The sequence below is a fragment of the Halogeometricum pallidum JCM 14848 genome, assembly GCF_000337095.1.
GTDB lineage: Archaea > Halobacteriota > Halobacteria > Halobacteriales > Haloferacaceae > Halogeometricum > Halogeometricum pallidum.
This window is the reverse complement of the sequence record NZ_AOIV01000008.1, coordinates 1-18,249: the sequence shown is the minus strand read 5'-3', so window position 1 is coordinate 18,249 and position 18,249 is coordinate 1. Positions and strand designations below refer to the sequence as shown.

The 18,249-nt window shown below is 67.9% G+C and carries 21 protein-coding genes; 13 read left to right on the top strand and 8 right to left on the bottom strand.

From position 1 onward, the window contains the following. Nucleotides 1-102 precede the first annotated feature (102 nt). Nucleotides 103-423 (top strand): hypothetical protein, encoded by a 321-nt coding sequence (locus C474_RS04370; RefSeq protein WP_008384361.1) that lies wholly within the window; start codon nt 103-105, stop codon nt 421-423. A 5-nt stretch (nt 424-428) separates the two neighbouring features. On the opposite strand, the gene tmk is transcribed toward C474_RS04370, so the two are convergent. Then, a complete protein-coding gene (gene tmk, locus C474_RS04365; RefSeq protein WP_008384359.1) occupies nt 429-1,028 on the bottom strand; it encodes a dTMP kinase in 600 nt (199 codons plus the stop codon). A 151-nt stretch (nt 1,029-1,179) separates the two neighbouring features. Between tmk and C474_RS04360 the strand changes: the two genes are divergently transcribed. The 5 genes from C474_RS04360 to cofG all read left to right on the top strand — a co-directional run bounded on the left by C474_RS04360 (nt 1,180) and on the right by cofG (nt 6,221). Beyond that, complete coding sequence (locus C474_RS04360; protein ID WP_008384357.1) at nt 1,180-2,076, top strand: complex I NDUFA9 subunit family protein; 897 nt, start codon at nt 1,180-1,182, stop codon at nt 2,074-2,076. Between the two features lie 242 nt (nt 2,077-2,318). Further along, the gene (locus tag C474_RS04355; protein ID WP_193363645.1) at nt 2,319-3,500 is read left to right on the top strand and encodes a tubulin/FtsZ family protein; all 1,182 of its coding nucleotides are present in this window, start codon (nt 2,319-2,321) and stop codon (nt 3,498-3,500) included. Continuing rightward, nucleotides 3,469-4,257, top strand: a complete 789-nt coding sequence (locus C474_RS04350; protein ID WP_049916713.1) for a hypothetical protein — start codon at nt 3,469-3,471, stop codon at nt 4,255-4,257. Before C474_RS04355 ends, C474_RS04350 begins: the two co-directional genes overlap by 32 nt. 62 nt (nt 4,258-4,319) lie before the next feature. After that, nucleotides 4,320-4,961 (top strand): 2-phospho-L-lactate guanylyltransferase, encoded by a 642-nt coding sequence (gene cofC / locus C474_RS04345; protein WP_008384350.1) that lies wholly within the window; start codon nt 4,320-4,322, stop codon nt 4,959-4,961. A 102-nt stretch (nt 4,962-5,063) separates the two neighbouring features. After that, entirely contained in the window at nt 5,064-6,221 is a 1,158-nt protein-coding gene (cofG, locus tag C474_RS04340; protein WP_008384348.1) for a 7,8-didemethyl-8-hydroxy-5-deazariboflavin synthase subunit CofG, read from the top strand. Nucleotides 6,222-6,233: 12 nt separating this feature from the next. On the opposite strand, the gene C474_RS04335 is transcribed toward cofG, so the two are convergent. Beyond that, nucleotides 6,234-6,785 (bottom strand): hypothetical protein, encoded by a 552-nt coding sequence (locus C474_RS04335; protein WP_008384347.1) that lies wholly within the window; start codon nt 6,783-6,785, stop codon nt 6,234-6,236. 65 nt (nt 6,786-6,850) lie between these two features. Next, nucleotides 6,851-8,248 (bottom strand): 7,8-didemethyl-8-hydroxy-5-deazariboflavin synthase subunit CofH, encoded by a 1,398-nt coding sequence (cofH, locus tag C474_RS04330; protein WP_008384344.1) that lies wholly within the window; start codon nt 8,246-8,248, stop codon nt 6,851-6,853. Nucleotides 8,249-8,410: 162 nt separating this feature from the next. Between cofH and C474_RS04325 the strand changes: the two genes are divergently transcribed. Further along, nucleotides 8,411-8,860: a DUF5518 domain-containing protein gene (locus C474_RS04325; RefSeq protein WP_049916712.1), complete on the top strand. Its 450-nt coding sequence runs from the start codon at nt 8,411-8,413 to the stop codon at nt 8,858-8,860. Between the two features lie 35 nt (nt 8,861-8,895). Here C474_RS04325 and C474_RS04320 read toward each other — a convergent pair whose 3' ends face one another. Next, complete coding sequence (locus tag C474_RS04320) at nt 8,896-9,708, bottom strand: Sir2 family NAD-dependent protein deacetylase (protein WP_008384341.1); 813 nt, start codon at nt 9,706-9,708, stop codon at nt 8,896-8,898. A 161-nt stretch (nt 9,709-9,869) separates the two neighbouring features. Here C474_RS04320 and C474_RS04315 point away from each other — a divergent pair, with 161 nt between their 5' ends. Next, the gene (locus C474_RS04315; protein WP_008384338.1) at nt 9,870-10,889 is read left to right on the top strand and encodes a phosphoribosylaminoimidazolesuccinocarboxamide synthase; all 1,020 of its coding nucleotides are present in this window, start codon (nt 9,870-9,872) and stop codon (nt 10,887-10,889) included. A 54-nt stretch (nt 10,890-10,943) separates the two neighbouring features. Here C474_RS04315 and C474_RS04310 read toward each other — a convergent pair whose 3' ends face one another. Beyond that, on the bottom strand, nt 10,944-11,960 hold the full coding sequence (locus tag C474_RS04310) for a formyltetrahydrofolate deformylase (protein ID WP_008384336.1): 1,017 nt from the start codon (nt 11,958-11,960) through the stop codon (nt 10,944-10,946). Nucleotides 11,961-12,153: 193 nt separating this feature from the next. Here C474_RS04310 and purS point away from each other — a divergent pair, with 193 nt between their 5' ends. Continuing rightward, a complete protein-coding gene (gene purS, locus C474_RS04305) occupies nt 12,154-12,405 on the top strand; it encodes a phosphoribosylformylglycinamidine synthase subunit PurS (protein ID WP_008384334.1) in 252 nt (83 codons plus the stop codon). A 112-nt stretch (nt 12,406-12,517) separates the two neighbouring features. Continuing rightward, complete coding sequence (gene purQ, locus C474_RS04300; protein WP_008384332.1) at nt 12,518-13,201, top strand: phosphoribosylformylglycinamidine synthase I; 684 nt, start codon at nt 12,518-12,520, stop codon at nt 13,199-13,201. A 460-nt stretch (nt 13,202-13,661) separates the two neighbouring features. Here purQ and C474_RS04295 read toward each other — a convergent pair whose 3' ends face one another. After that, entirely contained in the window at nt 13,662-14,738 is a 1,077-nt protein-coding gene (locus C474_RS04295) for an archaeosine biosynthesis radical SAM protein RaSEA (RefSeq protein ID WP_008384327.1), read from the bottom strand. Between the two features lie 294 nt (nt 14,739-15,032). On the opposite strand from C474_RS04295, the gene C474_RS04290 reads away from it, so the two are divergent. Next, nucleotides 15,033-16,193: a hypothetical protein gene (locus tag C474_RS04290; protein ID WP_008384325.1), complete on the top strand. Its 1,161-nt coding sequence runs from the start codon at nt 15,033-15,035 to the stop codon at nt 16,191-16,193. Nucleotides 16,194-16,333: 140 nt separating this feature from the next. Continuing rightward, complete coding sequence (locus C474_RS22505) at nt 16,334-16,477, top strand: hypothetical protein (protein ID WP_008384323.1); 144 nt, start codon at nt 16,334-16,336, stop codon at nt 16,475-16,477. A 32-nt stretch (nt 16,478-16,509) separates the two neighbouring features. Here C474_RS22505 and C474_RS04285 read toward each other — a convergent pair whose 3' ends face one another. Together C474_RS04285 and C474_RS04280 are read right to left on the bottom strand one after the other, a co-directional pair. Next, nucleotides 16,510-16,887, bottom strand: a complete 378-nt coding sequence (locus C474_RS04285) for an AzlD domain-containing protein (RefSeq protein WP_008384322.1) — start codon at nt 16,885-16,887, stop codon at nt 16,510-16,512. Continuing rightward, nucleotides 16,887-17,648 (bottom strand): AzlC family ABC transporter permease, encoded by a 762-nt coding sequence (locus C474_RS04280; RefSeq protein ID WP_008384320.1) that lies wholly within the window; start codon nt 17,646-17,648, stop codon nt 16,887-16,889. Before C474_RS04280 ends, C474_RS04285 begins: the two co-directional genes overlap by 1 nt. Before the next feature lie 277 nt (nt 17,649-17,925). Between C474_RS04280 and C474_RS04275 the strand changes: the two genes are divergently transcribed. Beyond that, nucleotides 17,926-18,249 (top strand): MFS transporter (locus C474_RS04275; protein ID WP_394295415.1); only part of this gene is annotated, 324 nt, incomplete at its 3' end.

The following is an 18,249-nucleotide window of genomic DNA, read 5'->3' as shown; positions in this document are numbered from 1 at the left end:
GTCGGCCACCTCACCGGCGTCCGTGATAAACGTCCGCGGTTCACGCTCCGTTCGGCCGCCCCGACCCGAGGGTGTAAAGTTCGCAGACGCCCTACGTCGGATATGGTCTCGGTCCTCAACCTCGTGCTGTTCGGTGTGGTGCTGGCCGGCCACACCCTCCTCGCGGCGGTGATGACCCGGTTCTTCCGCATCCGACTGAACACGCAGTGGGGGTACGTGGTGTACTCGCTGACGCTCATCCCCGTCACCCTATTCGTCACGACGCTGGTGTTCACGGGCGTCCTCGGCATCGGGCCGAACCTCGGAGATCCGGTGGCGGCGCTGGCGGTGATGGTCGGGATGCCGCTGGCGCTCGGGTTCACCGTCGATACGCTGTACGTCCCGCCGCCGGAGGAGTACGACCTGCCGGAGACGCAGAACTGAGCGGGTTACGTCCGGTCGCCCTCTCGGACGAGTCGTTCGACGCTTCGTTCGACCATCTCGACGACGTCCTCCGGGGGTTGGGTCGCGTCGACGCGGACGAAGCGGTGCGGTTGGGCGTCAATGAGTCGCTCGTAGTTCTCTCTCACCCGTCGAAGATAGGAGGCGCGCTCGAATTTGTTCGTCGCGCCGGCGCGGGCGGCGGCCGTCTCGGGGTCGACGTCGAGGTAGATGGTCGCGTCGGGCGGCCGGGAGAACGCGGCGTGGATACCGCGGACGTAGTCAAGGGGTCGGCGCAGTTCGGAGTCTTCGAGCGACGCCGCCTGGTACGCGAACCGGGAGTCCGAGTACCGGTCGGAGATGACGAGGTCGCCCTCGGCGAGGGCGGGGCGAACCACCCGCGAGAGGTGGTCGGCGTGGTCCGCGGTGAACAAGAACAGTTCCGCCAACGAGTCGGCGTCCTCGTCGGTCATCGAGCGGTAGACGGCGTCGCCGTACCACGAGTCGGTGGGTTCGCAGGTAAAGACCGCGTCCGGGTAGACGGCCTGTAGCGCCTCCCAGACGGTGGTTTTTCCGCTGCCGTCCAACCCCTCCAGCGTGATGAGCATGCTTCGGGGTGGACGGCGGCGGGGTTAAAATCGCACGAGTCGAGAGCGGCACGAGCACCCGCGGGCCCACTCCTCGAATCCGACGCGAAACCGAAAGACGACGGGGGCGACCGGGAGTACATTTACGTCGCATCGGCGACAACTATAGGCGATGAAAGTTCTCGTCGTCGGCGGCAGCGGCTTTATCGGGACGAACCTGTGTCGCGAACTAAAATCGCGGGGTCACGAGGTGACGGCACTCTCGCGGAGTCCGAGCAGCGAAGACCTACCGTCGGGCGTGAACAAGACGATGGGGAACGTCACGGCGTACGACTCCATCACGGAGGCGTTCGAGGGAATGGACGCCGTCTACAACCTCGTCGCCCTCTCGCCGCTGTTCAAACCCAGCGGGGGCAACGAGATGCACGACAAGATCCACCGACAGGGGACGGAGAACGTCGTGCGCGCCGCCGAGAAACACGACGTGGGCCATCTCGTCCACATGAGTGCGCTCGGCGCCGACCCGGACGGTCCGACCGCCTACATCCGCGCGAAGGGACGGGCCGAGGAGATAGTCACCGAGTCCGTCCTCGAGTGGACCGTGTTTCGACCCTCGGTGGTGTTCGGCGACGGGGGCGAGTTCGTCTCGTTCACGAAGATGCTCGCACCCCCGTACGTGAGCGTCCTGCCCGGCGGCGGTAAGACCCGATTCCAGCCAATCTGGGTCGGAGACCTCGTGCCGATGATGAGCGACGCCGTCGAGGACGAGTCGCACGTCGGACAGGTGTACGAGATCGGCGGCCCCGACAAGATGACGCTGGCCGAGATAGCGAAGTTGATCCACAAGTCGAACGGCCAGTCGACGACGGTAGTTCCGCTCCCGATGGGCCTGGCGAAGATCGGACTCACCGTCGCGGGGTCGGTTCCCGGGTTCCCGATGGGGGCCGATCAGTATCGCTCGCTGAAGTTCGACAACGTCACCGACGACAACGACATCGGCGCGTTCAACTACGGAACCGGTGAACTGACGACCCTCAAAGCGTACCTCAACGACCGGCGCGGGCGATAGTTCCGACCCCGAACTGACCGATTTACGACTCTTTTTCGGCCGTTAATCGACCAAAAACAGTTCTATAACATACACAGTCTTTATTTTATTACATAACTTTATATCATAATGTATGCGCCACGAGTGGCCGTAGTCTGCCGTTTCTCGAAATTATTATATCATTTTACTGATATTAGTTCGGCGTAAAGTTTATGTTCGTGTTCGTGTAGGTGACAGTCAATGGTGAGGGGACTAAAGAAACGATGAAGCTCGCAATGATCGGATTCGGGCAAGCCGGGGGAAAGATCGTCGACAAGTTCGTCGAGTACGACCAGCGACACGGGTCCGGAATCGTCCGGGCCGCGGTCGCCGTCAATTCGGCGAAAGCCGACCTGATGGGCCTCGAGCACATCCCGCAGGACCAGCGAGTCCTGATCGGGCAGTCTCGCGTGAAGGGCCACGGCGTCGGCGCCGACAACGAACTCGGCGCGGAAATCGCCGAAGAGGACATCGACGAGGTACAGGGTGCCGTCGACAGCATCCCCGTCCACGAGGTGGACGCGTTCCTCGTCATTTCGGGTCTCGGCGGCGGCACCGGAAGCGGTGGCGCGCCGGTACTCGCGAAGCATCTGAAGCGCATCTACACGGAACCGGTCTACGGGATCGGCGTCCTGCCGGGCGGCGACGAGGGCGGTATCTACACCCTCAACGCCGCGCGATCGTTCCAGACGTTCGTCCGCGAAGTGGACAACCTCATGGTGTTCGACAACGACTCCTGGCGGAAGACCGGGGAGTCGGTTCAGGGCGGTTACGACGAGATTAACGAGGAGATAGTGACGCGCTTCGGCGTGCTCTTCGGGGCCGGTGAGATCGAACAGGGGGGAGAAGTCGCCGAAAGCGTCGTCGACTCCTCGGAGATTATCAACACGCTCGCCGGCGGCGGCGTCTCCACGGTCGGATACGCCTCCGAGACCGTCGAGGAGAAGAGTTCGAGCGGCGGTCTCCTCTCGCGCATCACGGGCGGGGGCGAGGACGAGCAGATAGACACCGCTCACACGACCAACCGCATCACGTCGCTGGTCCGGAAAGCGGCGCTCGGCCGCCTCACGCTCCCCTGCGAGATAGAGGGCACCGAACGCGCACTGTTGGTGATGGCCGGCCCGCCGGAGCACCTGAATCGGAAAGGAATAGAGCGCGGGCGGAAGTGGATCGAAGAGCAGACCGGCAGCATGGAGGTCCGCGGCGGGGACTACCCCATCCGCAACTCCGGCAAAGTCGCGTCGGTCATCCTGCTGTCGGGCATCACGAACGTGCCCCGCATCAAGGAACTCCAGCAGGTCGCCATCGAGGCGCAGGAGAACATCGACGATATCAGACAGGAGAGCGACCAGAACTTGGAGAACTTAGTCAACGATGACGAAGACGAGTTGGAGTCGCTGTTCTAAGCTCGCGCTGGCCTGCCTCGTCGTTCTCGTGACCGCGGCGGCCCCCGCGGCCGCCGTCTCGGTCGGCGAGAACGACGTGCCCAGCGACGCGCAGGTCGGCTCGAAGGTCACCGCGTCGGTGACGCTGGACGAACTGTACAAGAACCCGCAGTTGGAGTCGTGGACGCTCGCCGGTTCGACCGAGTTGGAGGACGTGACGTGGACCGTCACCTACTACGACCAGACCGGTGCGAAGGTCGGACAGGAGTCCTTCGACGGGCAGAACTTCAGCGGTGCGAGCGTCGTCGCCGACGACGGCACGAGCGAGGTCGAAGTCAGCGTCTCGGGCACCGCGCCCGAGGTGGAGTCGTACGCCTACGACCCCGCCCAGTCGTTCACGGTGCTGAGCCTCGAACAGACCCGAAGCGGCGGGTCGACGAACGCCATCGACTCGTGGTCGGCGCGCCACTTCACCGAGGAGAGCCAGAGCGCGCGGAACGCGCTCGACGAGGCGCAGGCCGCCGTCGCGGACTCGGGGTCAGAGGAGGCGCAGAACACGTTCGAGAAGGCGGTCAGCGCCTTCGAGAGCGGGAACAGCTTCGGCCTCGCGACGGAACTGGCCGGCGACGCCCAGTCGCAGGCGCGGCAGGCGCAGCAGTCGAGTCAGACGAAGCAGATGGCCATCTACGCCGCCGGCGGGCTCCTCGCCCTCGGCGCCGTGGTGGGCGGCGTCTTCTACTGGCGCTCCCAGCAGACCGGCTACGACAAGCTGGGCTGACTCTCGGCTCGCAAACGAAACGGACCGCTCTTTATTTCGGACGGCGCGGATGTACTCGTACCATGCAGGTCGTCGTCCCGTACGCGGCGCGTGACCCGAAGAGCCGCCTCGCGGACGTTCTCGACGCCGACGAGCGACGAACGTTCGCGCGAGCGATGCGAGCGGACGTGCTCGACGCCGTCCGCGCCGCGGGCGGGGCGCCGACGCTCCTGACGACGGCACCGGTCGCGTCGGGCGCGGCCGACGGACTCGGCGGCGTCCCCGTCGTCGTCGACGACAGGCCGCTCACGGACGCCGTGAACGACGCGCTCCCCGACGAACCGGGCGAGACAGTGGCCGTCGTCATGGCCGACCTCGCGCTGGCGACGCCCGAGTCGCTGTCGCGCCTGTTCGAGACGCCGGGCGAGGTGGCCGTCGCACCGGGTCGCGGCGGCGGCACGAACGCGCTCGTCGTCCGTCATCTCGACTTCCGGGTCGACTACCACGGCGCGTCGTACCGCGACCACCGCCGAATCGCGGCCGAAGCCGGTCTCTCCGTGGGCGTCGTCGATTCGATGCGGCTGGCGACGGACGTCGACGAACCCGCCGACCTCGCGGAGGTCCTCGTCCACGGCGAGGGGCGGGCGTGCGATTGGCTGGCGGACGCCGGCTTCGAGGTCACCGTCCGAGAGGGGCGCGTCGGCGTCGCTCGAAGCGACGGTTAGTAGCGCGAGCACGGTTCGGCCGCCCGCGCGTCGCTCGACCGCCGAGGCGGCGCGTCTGCCCGGAAGTGAACCCTTTTGTGCGTCCGATGCGCACGCGGAGTCGTGTTTCCCGCGGCCGAGAAGTACGGCATCGAACTCGAACCCGACGACGCCGACGTCGAGCGACTGCTCTCCGCGACGCCCGAGGACGTCTCCGCGGCGCCCGAACTCACGTTCTCACGGAACGTTTTCCTCCCGCTGACGACGGCCTGTCGCTACACCTGCACCTACTGCACCTACTACGACGTGCCCGGCGAGGCGACGCTCATGTCGCCCGAGGACGTGCGCGAGACGCTTCGGCTCGGGGCCGACGCCGGGTGCACGGAGGCGCTGTTCACGTTCGGTGACGAACCCGACGAGCGCTACACGGCGGTTCACGACCAGTTGGCCGAATGGGGATACGACGACATGCTGGCGTACCTCGTCGACTGCTGCGAGATGGCGATGGAGGAGGGTCTGCTGGCGCACTCGAACCCCGGCGACCTCACCGAGGCCCAGTTCGAGCGCCTCGCTCCCGTCAACGCCAGCATGGGCGTCATGCTGGAGACGACGGCGGACGTGAAAGCCCACTCCGGCGGGCGGCGGAAGACGCCCGGTCAGCGGCTCAACACCCTCCGCGCGGCGGGCGAAGTCGGCGTCCCGTTCACGACCGGTCTCCTGGTCGGCATCGGCGAGACGTGGCGCGACAGAGCCGAGAGCCTGCTGGCCATCCGCGAACTGCACGAGCGGTACGACCACGTGCAGGAGGTCATCGTCCAGAACGTCGTCCCGAACGAGCGGTCGGACTTCGAGCAGCCCTCGGTGGAGACGATGCGCCGCGTCGCCGCCATGGCGCGCGTCGCCCTCCCCGAGGAGATATCCGTTCAGGTCCCGCCGAACCTCTCGCCGACGCGCGACCTCTTGGACTGCGGCGTCGACGACTTGGGCGGCGTCTCCCCGGTCACCGACGACTACGTCAATCCGGACTACGCGTGGCCCGCCCTGGACGAACTCCGCGACATCGCGGACGGCGGCGGCGTCCCCCTCTACGAGCGCCTGCCCGTCTACGAGCGCTACCTCCCCGCGCGACACCGCCGCGAGGGTTTCGACGGCATCGAGACCGACCGCTCGTGGCTCTCCGACCGGGTCGAACGTGCGATTGACGCCGACGACGTGCACGGCGAGCGGTATCGCGGCGTCGCCCGCCGCGACGGACCGCTGGCCGTGGGGTCCGCGGACTGAACGGACGACCGCTCAGACGCCGAACACGTCGGGGACGCGGCGGCGAAAGAACGTGTACGCCGCGGCGACGAGGAGGCCCGCTCCGACGACGACGCGAACGGGGCCGCCGAAGAGATACGCGACGGGCAGCGAGAGAGCGAGAGTGAGCAGGAAGTCCTCCGGCGCGCCGTCGTAGCGGACGACGTGGAGCGGTTTCAGCCACCGCTTCGCGGGGTGCAGATACACCGCGCGGGGCGACGTGCGCTCCCACGGCCGGAGTTCGTCGCTGGCGCCGAACCAGTCGGAGGCGGCGTGCAGACCCGCACCGAGGAGAAACGTCGCCGCGGCGACGGACGCCGCCGACGGGGCGAGGGCGGCGACGACGGCCACGAGGACGCCCGCGAGGGACGCGTAGACGGGGAAGTGCAGCGTCTTGCGGTGCGTCCCGACGAACAGGTCGAGGTCGGGCGCGATGCCGCCGAGGAGCGCCCCGACGAGCGCCGGCGCGGCGAACTGCGGCGCGAGGAGCGCTGCGGGCGAGCCGAAGAGAAAGAGCGCGGCGGCCGCGTGGGTCGTCACCATCATGGGGAGACAGGAGGGGCGGCGCGTACTTCAGACTGCGCCCGCCGGCGCCGCTCACCGGAGCGCGGTCAGTCGTCCGCCGGAGCGGGGCTCCCGCCGCCGTCCCCGGAGTCCGAGTCGGGGAGCATCGGCGTCCCGTCCGCGCGCGGGCCGAGCGTCGGGCCGTGCGGGCCGTCGTCGACGTCGAGCGATCGCATCCGTCGGTAGTCGGTCGAGCGCTCGACCGGCGGTCGGCCGATGGCCGAGACCATGTCGACGTAGTCGTCGAACGAGCGGTACTCGCCGTAGCCGCCGCCCGCGCGCTTCGTTATCTCCTCGGAGAGGATGGTGCCCATGAAGTCGTTGGCGCCGCAGTTGAGCAGTTTCAGCGCCTTCGCGTTGCCGTACTTCACCCACGAGGACTGCACGTTGTCCACGTTGTCGAGAAACAGGCGCGCGACGGCGATCATCAGTTCGTCCTCGGCGTCGGAGGCGCCCTCCGTGACGAGTCCGCGCTCGTACAGCGGCGTGTTCTGGTGGACGAAAGAGAGCGGGACGAACTCCGTGATGCCGCCCGTGCGGTCCTGCAGGTCCCGGATGACCTTCAGATGCATCACGCGGTGAGCGGCGTTCTCGACGTGCCCGTACATGATGGTCGCGGTCACGTCGAGGCCGGCGGCGACGGCGCCCTCCATCCCCTCGACCCACTCCTCGGTCGAAATCTTCCCCGGGCAGATGACGTCGCGCACCTCGGGGACGAGAATCTCCGCAGCGGTTCCGGGGGCGGAACTCAGCCCCGCCGCTTTTAGCTCCCGGTAGACCTCCTCGTAGGACCAGTCGGTGCCGCGGCGGGCGTGGTAGGCCTCCTCGGGCGTCATCGAGTGGAGGTGCGCGCCGCCGACGGACATCGCGCGCATCTGGTCGACGTACGCGCCGGGGTCTTTGTCGTACGCCGCCGGCGGTTTGTAGTCCACCTCGGCGTAGGGGTTGTCGTAGCCCTCCAGAATCTCGCGGTGCTCCTCGTTCAGGACGAACGCGGGGTGGAGGCCCGAGACGGAGGTCACCTCGTAGATGCCGGTGTCGAGGGCGTCCTCGACTATTTCGCGCGACTCCGCGGGCGTCTTCGTGAACCCGGTGTGCTCCTCGTCGTGGTCGGACTCGAACTGGTGGGCGGTGTTCTTGAAGTTACAGAACAGACAGCCCGTGTTGCAGGCCGTCGTGACGTTGTTGTTCAGGTTCGCCACGAAGGTGACGTCGTCGCCGACCACCTCGGCGCGGCGGCGGTCCGCGGCCTCCAGCACCTGCTCTTTGCGCCGGAGGTCGATGCCCTCCCGGTCCGTCCCCGTCGTCATCAGTTCGACGCCGTCGGCGACGGCGAGTCGGTCGCCGGCGCGCGCCTTCGCTAAGGCGTTCTCGAACGACTGGTCGGTGTCGGGAACGTGGTCGAACTCGACCTCGTCCCCGCTCGGTACCGGCGTGTCGGCCATACCCACGACCACCGCACCGGCGCACAAAAGTGGGGCGGTAGCGGTCACCCGCGGGGACGCGAGCGGCCGACACAGCCGTTCTCAGGACCTCACCCTCGTTCACAGACGGGTGACAGCACCCGTCGCTCGCGATTTATCTCCTCGGCGCGCGTCTGTGAAACCATGCACGATGAATCGATCGTTACTGCGGGACAGGACGGAATGAACTTCTGGGTCAGCGCCCTCCTCGGCGCGGTGGTGAGCGTCGTCACCTCGTTCGTCCCCCTCTCGCCCGTCATCGGGGGCGGAGTGGCGGGCTACCTGCACGCCGGGTCGCGCGAGGACGGCCTCCGCGTCGGCGCCGCCTCGGGAGTCATCGCCGCGATTCCCGTCGTCCTGCTGGTCGCCCTCATCTTCGGCGGCATCGGGTTCTTCACCATCGTGGAGAACGCAGTCGGCGCGACGGTGTTCTTCGCGGGCCTCCTGATGCTCGCGACGCTGCTGGTCGTGGCGTTATCGGCGGGTCTCTCCGCCGTCGGCGGCTACCTCGGCGTCTACGTCCGCGAAGAAACCGGACGCGGGAACGGCGCGCGCCGCCGCGGCGACGACGTCGACACCGACACCTCCATCTGAACCTGAGCGCGTCCGTCTCGCCGCCTCAGACGCTCTTATCTGACCCGCGTCGCTTCCCGGGTCGAACGCGCCTTCTCCATTCCGGGCATCTGCGCCTGTACCGCCTCGACGAGAGCCGGGAGCGTCTCCGCGGCGTCGCCGCGGACGACGTAGTCCGCGAGGTGGTCCTTCGCCGTCTCCGCGGCGTCGAAGACGGCGAGTTCGCCCCGCTCGGCCGCCTCGACGGGGAGCGACGCCGCGGGTTCGACCGTCATCGACGACCCGACGACGAGGAGCACGTCGCTCTCCCAGGCGAGTCGGCGCGCCGACCCGTAGGCCGCCTCCGAGAGATCCTCTCCGTAGAGGACCACGTCCGGTCTGAGGTGACCCTCGCACCCGAACTCGGGGCACGACGGCGGAGCGTCGCCGGCGCGGACCGCCGCGAGCGCGTCCTCGGTGGACACGGCGTTCTCACACTCCACGCACACCGACCGCGATGCGTCGCCGTGTAGTTCGACGAGTCGCTGCGTCCCCGCCTCGCGGTGAAGCCCGTCGGTGTTCTGCGTCACGACGGCGTCGACGACGCCGAGTTCCTCCAGCCACGCGAGCGCGCGGTGGGCCTCGTTCGGTCCGGAGACGTCCCCGAACATCCGGTCGTGCAGTTCGAGGCGGTCCTCCCAGAACCCTCGCGGGTCGCGCTCGAAGCGGTCGAGCGTGAAATTTTCGACGGCGAACTCGGATCCCCAGATTCCCCCATCGCCGCGGAACGTCGGTACGCCGGAGGCGGCGCTCGCCCCCGCACCGGTCAGCACGGTTACCCCATCGGCCTCGACCAGCGTCTCCGCCAGTTCGGCCACCTGTTCATCCATAGCTGTCCATAGTAGTCAAAGTGTAAAAACGTCACGCCTGACATTAATTCGCCAATAAGAACTCTTAACGGTGCACGTACGTGTTTACATCAGATGGCGTATCGGCGGGAGTAGGCACGGGAGTGGAAGGATTCTTGTGAGAGGCCGACCCCACCTCTCGCATGACCAGCGTGAAGGAGTTCCGCGTGGAGGCGGAGCCGACGGCGACGGAACCGGGACGCGGCCGGTTCGTGTTCACCGACCAGTACTCGGTGTTCGATTGGGGCGAGATGCCCGACCACGTTCCCGGAAAGGGGGCGTCGCTCTGCACGATGGGCGCGTTCAACTTCGAGCTTCTGGACCTCAATCACATCCCGACGCACTACCTCGGAGTGAGAGCGGACGGAGAAGTGAAAGACCTCGGGGAGTGCGAGTCGCCGCCGACGGAGATGGTCATCGAACTCACGCAGGTGCCGGACCTGCCGTACGAGGACGGCGCGTACGACTACGACGCCTACCACGCCGAGGCGGGCGAGAACTACCTGATTCCGCTCGAAATCGTCTTCCGAAACACCGTCCCCGTCGGGTCCAGCCTCCGGAGTCGGGGGACCCCGCGCGATTACGGACTGGACGCCGACGTGTGGCCCGACGGCGTCGTCGACCTTCCGAAACCGGTCGTCGAGTTCTCCACGAAGTACGAAGAACAGGACCGCTATCTCGACCGTCCCGAGGCCGAGTCGATAGCCGGAAGCGCCGAACTCGACCGGTTGGAGGAACTCGCTCTCGGCGTCAACCACATCCTGAACGAACGCGCCGAGCGCGCGGGATTCGCCCACGAGGACGGGAAGATAGAGTGTCTGTACCACGACGGGACGATAAAGGTCGCGGACGTGGTCGGCACGTTCGACGAGAACCGCTTTTCCTACGACGGGCAGGAAGTGTCGAAAGAGGTCGTCCGCCAGTACTACAAGAAGACCGACCCCGAGTGGGTGGCCGCCGTCGCCGACGCCAAGGAACGCGCCCGCGAGGAGGGCATCGCCGACTGGCGGTCGCTCTGCGAGGAGTCGCCCGACCCGCTTCCGGCCGCCGTCGTCACCGGCGTCTCGGAACTGTACGCCGCGGGGACGAACGTCTACACCGGGTCGGAGTGGTTCGACGCGCCGCCCGTCGCGGACGCGGTCGACCGCGTGCGAAATCTGTAGCGACGCGCGCCGGTCGCCGGTTCCGAATAGTTCCGCGAAAAGAAACCGAACGAGCTAGTCGCCGGACGGTCCGGGCGCCGTCTCCTCGCCGGCCGCCGCGTCGTCCTCCCCGCTCTCCTCGCCCTTCTCCGCTCCGTCGAGCGCTCCGGTCAGGCCGTCGATGGGGCGGTCCGGATTCGCCGCTATCGCTTCCTCGGTCGCGCCGAGTTGGTACTTCGAGGCGTCCTCGCGGAGACTGGTGCGGCCGCGGTGGACGCTCACCGCGTTGTCGAGGTGGAGGTGAACCGCCTCGAGGAGGGCGTCCGCTTCGAGCGGTTGGCCGAGCGATTTTATCTCCTCGATGGAGGCGTCGTCGGGCACGTCGAACGCTCGCTGGGTGATGATGGGGCCCTGATCGAGGTCCGTCGTCACGTAGTGAGCGGTGACGCCCGCGATGCGGACTCCCTCCTCTTTCGCCTGCCGGTAGGCGGCCGCGCCGGGGAACGCCGGGAGCAGCGACGGGTGGATGTTGATGATGCGGTCCTCGTAGCGGAACACCACGTTCGGCCCGAGGATGCGCATGTAGCGCGCGAGGACGATGAGGTCCGCGTCGTACTGGTTCAGACGGTCGAGCAGTTCGTCCTCGTCGGGCGACCCCTTCTCGTCGCCGACGTCGTGGAACGGCACGTCGTAGTGTTCGGCGAGTGGCCGCAGGTCGTCGCGGTTGCCGATGACGACGGAGATGTCCGCGCCGAGTTCGTCGTTCGCCCACGCCTCGAACAGCGCTTCGAGGCAGTGGCTCTCCCGGGTGGCGAGGACGGCTATCCGCTTGGTTTCCCGGTCGGAGGGGAACCGGACCTGCACGTCGACCCCGAGGTCGTCGCCGAGGTCCTGGAGGGCCTCCCGGAGGGTGTCCTCCGTGCAGACCATCTCGGAGGTGTCCGCGTTCAGCGTCATCCGGAAGACGCCGTCGCGGACCGCCTGGTCGAGGTCCTCGACGTTGATCCCGCGCTCGAACAGCAGGGTGGTGAAGTTGGCGATGAGTCCGGTCTTATCTCCTCCGATGACCGTGATTTCGGTGAGTTCTGTCATCGGTGCCACCTCCGACTGTCGTGCTGCGGAGTCATCGGCGAAGGGAGACGACGGTCGGTGAAAAGGATGTTCATCCGCGCAGCGATTCGTACGTATCGATATCGCGGGATTCGCCCGACGACCGGGTTGCACGTTCGTGCACACCAAACGCAGTCCAAAACTGCTTTTACGCACGACCGCGCACCACGAACCGATGACGACCTACACCGCCACGGTGACGGTCCGCCTGAAGCGGGGAGTCCTCGACCCGGAAGCCGAGACGACCAAGCGCGCCCTCGAACGCCTCGGATTCGAGTTGGAGGCGCTCCGCTCGGCCGACCAGTTCGAGGTGGACGTCGACGCAACGTCGGCGTCGGACGCCGAGGACCGGGCCGACGAGATGGCCCAGCGACTCCTCGCCAACCCGACGATTCACGACTACGACGTCGACGTGACGGAGGCGTAGATGGCCGTCGCACCTGCGACGGCGACTATCGAGGACCCGCACGGAGGCGGATCCCGATGACAGTCGCCGCCTTCACCCCGCCCGTCGAGACTGCACACGGAGGTGCAGTCCGATGACGGTCGCGGTGATCCAGTTCGGCGGGTCGAACTGCGACCGCGACGCCGTACGCGCCCTCGAACACCTCGGAATCGACGCCGAACGCGTCTGGCACGAGGACGGCCTCCCGGCGGACGCGACCGGTATCGTGCTCCCCGGCGGGTTCTCCTACGGGGACTACCTCCGCGCGGGCGCGATGGCCGCGCGTTCGCCCATCATGGGCGACGTCCGCGATGCGGCGGCCGAGGGCACGCCCGTCCTCGGCGTCTGCAACGGCGCGCAGGTCGGCTGTGAGTCCGGCCTCACCGAGGGCGCCTTCACGACGAACGAGAGCGCCCGCTTCCAGTGCGAACACGTCTTCCTGCGCGTGGAGAACGCCGAGACGCCGTGGACGGCGGCCTACGAGGAGGGCGACGTGATAGAACTCCCCATCGCGCACGGCGAGGGGCGCTTCGAGTTGAGCGAGGACCGATACGAGACGCTGGTCGAGGAGGACCGCATCCTGTTTCGCTACTGCGACGCCGAGGGGAACGTCACGCCCGAGGCGAACCCGAACGGGTCGCGCGGCAACGTGGCGGGCGTCCGCGGGGAGTTCGAGAACGTCGGCGTGCTGATGCCGCATCCCGAACGCGCGTCGCTCCCGGACCTGAACGCCAGCACCGACGGCGCGGGCGTGCTCCGCGGATTCGAGGGCATCTGAATCCGAAGCGGTTGCTCGAGCGCACGAGTCTCCGAAAAGGTGAGGCGGCCGCGACGACGCGTCGCGCCACCGCTGAACCGTCGACGTCGAACCGGCGGTCCGCGGACCGCCCGTCTCCGACCCCATGAGCGAAACAAACCGTTCTATCGGCGTGAATCAGGTCGTTACGGGTCGACCGCGTGCGGGTCGCTCGTGGCTATCCATCCGTCAGGGTTGTCTCCCTCCCGGATTTCGAGCCAGCCGTCGGCGTAGTACACCGTCTTGTACGTTGTTGTCATAGTGAGGTGCGACACCGCTCGGGCGCGCGGGAACGCCTCCGATGCGTGCGCCGCACCTACTTCCCGAGAGGGTGGACACCATCCTTACTACCCACAGCCTTCGCGGGGCGTAAGCGACGGTTAGGAAAGCGTATGGGGTCGTATAGACCGGGTTTTCCGCGTCCTAACGGTTAAATAGACGCTCAGCGCGCCAGCGGCATCGAGTAGGACGTCTCCTCGTCCGTTACGACGTCCCACGTGCCCTCACAGTCGCAGGACACCTGCGAGAACACCGCGGGGTCCTGCCGCAGGTCGAAGTCTTTGACGGCCTTCTGCACCAAGTCGTCGCAGTCGCCGCAGTTGTGCGCACCGCGGTCGGAGCCGTGACCGACGGGGTCGGAGACGACGATGGCGTCCACGTCGGCGGTCGATTCGAGCACCTCCGCGACCGACCAGAGCCACGGGGGACGGTAGCCACCCTGGAAGAAGAGTTCGTCCACCATCGTGTAGCGTTGGACGTTCGTCGGGTTCATCGAGACGGTGTGACAGTGCTCGACCGCCGCACACCGGCGGATGGAGGATCTCATGTCCTCGACGGCCTCGGACTCCGAGAGGAACGGCGGCTTCATCAGGAGGTACGCCTTCACGCCCGCGCCGACGGCGCCCGCCTCCGCGCAGGCCTCCTCGAAGTCGGCGAAGTCGAAGTACTTGTTCACGCAGTCGTGTCGCACGCGGTCGGTCGCCGTCTCCAGTCCGACGGCCACGTCGGTTTCGAGCCCCTGGGAGGTGAAATCCTCCAGTCGCTCGCGTTCGACGAAGTCGGGCAGCGACTCGACGACGATTCGCTCGCGGTCGCCGAACGTCTCGGCGATGGCGCGGCGCGTCTCCGCGCCGACCTCTCGCTCGTCGAGGAAGCTCCCGGAGGTGTATATCTTGATGAGGTCGGCCGTCTCGTCGGACTCCTCCGCCTCGTGGTCCAGACACACCTGTATCTGGTCCATCAGCGCCTCGTGGGCGACGCTGCCGCCTTCGACGGACTCGGCGACGTAGCCGCACATCGTGCATCCGCCGGCGCGCGCCCAGCGACAACCGCCGGTGTTGAGGATGATGGTGAGCGACTGCTTCACGCCGTCCGGGGTGTTGTCCTCGTCCAACCAGACGCGCGTGGGTTCGTGCGGGTCGTACGTTCGGTCCTTGCGCGAGCGAATCTCGCGCATCACTTCGTTGTGGGCGTCCATGCCCTTCCCCCGTTCGTACACCTCGGGGCTCGGCTGACTCATTACCGATGGTATCCGACGTGCGCGTAAATCCGCTTCGCCTGCACTTCGATGGAACCGTTACGTCGAGAAACCGCGACAAGAGGGTCGACACCACCACGAAAGCCCCCGCTCTCTCGTCGCCTGCGCCTCGCTGCGCTCCTCGCTCTCTGACCTGCGGTGCTTGCGTCGTCTCGGCTGACGAGAGGGCGGCCCCTTCCAGTTCCGCCCGCGTGGATCGGTCAGTCCTCGTCGAAACGCGGCCGGAGCGCACGTTCCCCGAGAAAGCGTCTTGTCGCTCCGCTCCGAACCTCCGGTGTGCCAACTCGTCGCAGGGTTCTCGCCGCGCTCGCAGCAACCGGGAGCGCCGGCGTCGCCGGGTGCGACGGTCTCGGCGGCGACCGGTCGACGGAGCGGCGGACGACGGCCGAGGCGACGGGGCAAACCGAGACCGGGGCCGGGGTCGGAACCGGGACGCGGTCGGTCGACTCGGTTCCCGACGAGGCGTCGTCGCTGCCCTATCGCGCCGCCGACGACGCCGAGAACGTCGAGCGACCGTTGGGTCTCGTCGTGCGCAACGTCGGGTCCGAGACGCGGTTCGCCACCGTCGTCGTGAGTTGGGGCGAGGAGACGCTCTTCGTCGACAGCGCCGAGTACGCTTCGGAGGGAACCGACCGCACGCGGCGCTACCCGGGGCTGGTCGCTCGGCGCGGCGTCTACGACGTGTTCGCCGAGACGGACGACGGTGTGACGGGGCGCGGCGCACTCCGCGTGGACGGCGTCCACGCCGACGCGACGGTGGAACTCGACGGCGACGTGCGCGTCCGGCAGGCCGTTCGTTGCGCGCCCGACTGCGGACCGGTCTCCGTCGGCGGCGACGCTCGTCCGTTCGGCAATCCGCGGTGGCCGGAGGTGGACGCGTGGGCGGGGTACGGCGTCACCGTCGCCAACGCGGGCGCCGAACGCCGCGAGGTCCGCGTCGACTTCGAGATAGACGGCCGGACCGCGCTGGATTACCGCTACCGGCCGCCCCCCGGCAGCGTCCTCACGTTCCCGACCGTCCCGCCGCTCAGACGCCTCCGCGTGACCGTCGAGGCGGCCGGCGACCGGTGGAGCGGGCGGTTGGACGAGGACCGCAGCGTTGCTCTCCCCCTCGCCGTCGACGCCGACGGCGTGCGCATCGACGCGTGGCCCGACGCGGGCGCGGACCTCCGGTTCCGGAACGAGGGCGGGCCGCGAACCGCCGGTATCGTTCTCCGAAGGGACGGCGAACGCGCGGCCGCTTGGTCGTCTGATCTCGCGTCCGGGGAGACGGCGACGGTGGAGGAGTTCGTCCCCGGACCCGGCCTCTACCGCGCGGAGATGTCGGTCGGCGCGGACGGGGCGTCGCTGACGAAGACCCGGACGCTCGTCGTCGCCCGCCGGAGCACCCTTCTCGTGCGCGCCCGTGACGGCGTCGACGCCTTCCTCGTACGGTAGCGCCGCATCGGGCGGTGGCACGTGCCCGCCGCGCGGTCCGGCCACCGCCGTCGACGCCGCGGGGGACTCGTCGGCGAGTCAATCTCGGCGTAAGTAGCTACCGGCAGAACGCACAACCGCGTCGGCGCTCGAACGTCTCCATGAGCTATCAGACGACGCTCGGTTGGTCTCTCATCACGTCCGGTATCGTTACGCTTCTCCTCGCGGTGCTCCCGGGGAGTTCGCTCTTCTGGGGAATCCTGCTGTTGGTGGTCGGCGTCGCCGTGTTCTTCGTCCGCCGGTAACCGCCCCGGCCCCTCCGTTTCGCCGACGTAACTCAGACGACGAAGCGAAGGAGCCACAGCGTCAGCATGCCGGCGGCGATGGTGGCGAAGACGTCCTCCGTGACCCACGCGGCGCCCGCCGCGACGAGGCCCGCCAGGAGCCGTTCGTTGCCGACGGTGACGGAGAGCCCCTCGGAGGCGGAGACGGCGACGGGCACGAGGTCGGCCGAGCCGTCGACGACCACCAGCGAGGGGACGACGAGGGCGGCGAACACCGCGGGCGGGACGAACCGGAGCGCACGCGTCACCCGCGGCGGCACCGTCTCGACGCGGCCGAACAGATAGACGAACGACCCGCGGACGGCGAACGTGATGAGACCGACGACGACGGCGACGCCCCAGACGGCGACCGGACCGTAGTCGGTGGGCATCAGTGCTCCGCCTCCTCGGGCGACCCCGCGTTCCCCTCGTCTCCGTCGCCCGCCGCGGAGACGACGACGCCGGCGAGGACGCCGGCGACGGCGCCGACGATGAGCGAGAGGTTGTACGGGAGGCCGGTGCCGCCGCCCACCGCTACCACGTCGCCCGCGACGGCCACGCCGCCGCCGACGACTGCGGCCGCGAGGGTCGGCCGATTCGACACGGCGGGGACGAGGAGGCCGAGGAACACGAGGGGGACGGCGAACTCCAGTCCCCACGACGCCGGGACGTTCGCGCCCGCGAACACCCCGACGACCAGCGACGCCTGCCAGACGACCCACAGCGACCCCCCGGCGGCGACGAAGTACCGGAAGCGCGCCGTCGGGTCCGGGTCCTCCTCGCGGTACCACGAGACGGCGAGCGCGTAGGCCTGGTCGGTGAGGAGGTACGAGGAGAGCGTCTTCCAGCGCGCGCCGAACGCCCGGAAGTACGGGGCGATGGACGCGGAGAACATCAGCATTCGGAGGTTGATGACGACGCCCGTGAGGACGACGACGGCGAGCGCCGCGTTTCGGCCCAAGAGGTCGACGACGGCCAACTGCGAGGCGCCCGCGAAGGCGAGAAAGGAGAGCCCGACCGCCTGCACCGGCGAGAGCCCCGCCTCGACGGAGGCGACGCCCGTGACCAGCCCGAACGGGATGATGCCGACGGCGACGGGAGTCGCGTCGCGGACGCCGCGACGGACCGCGGGCGGAACGTGAGAGACGGGCACGGCTACATCTCGTCACCCTCCGACCAAACCGCTATCGCTTCCGGGGCGGACGGCCGTCCGCGAACGCGGTCTCTTTCGACCGAGGTGCGGGTTGCCGCACGCAACAGCATTTTACGCGAGGCGAAGGTAGGAACGACCGAGTACTGACTGAGCAGTCAGTCAGATCGATCATGACAGAGAACGATATCTACGACTCGCGTTCGGACCGCGGCGGAGGTTCCCCGTAGTGGGCATCGCCGACATCGACCGGCGCATCCTCGCGCTCGGAGTCGCCCGGATGGCCGACTCGCTGGGAAACTCGTTTCTCATCGTCGTCCTGCCGCTGTACATCACGAGCGGCGTCGTCAGCGGCGGGACGTTCGGCCTCGCGCCGGCGCTCATCACCGGAATCATCCTCTCGGCGTACGGGTTCTTCAACAGCGCTCTCCAGCCGTTCGTCGGGAAACTCTCCGACCGAACGGGCAAGCGGCGGGTATTCGTCGTCGTCGGACTGCTCGTGCTCACCGTGGCGAACTTCGCGTACTCGCTGGTCGACAGCTACACCGCGATTCTTCTCATCCGCCTCGGCCAGGGGCTCGGCGTCGCGTTCACGATTCCGGCG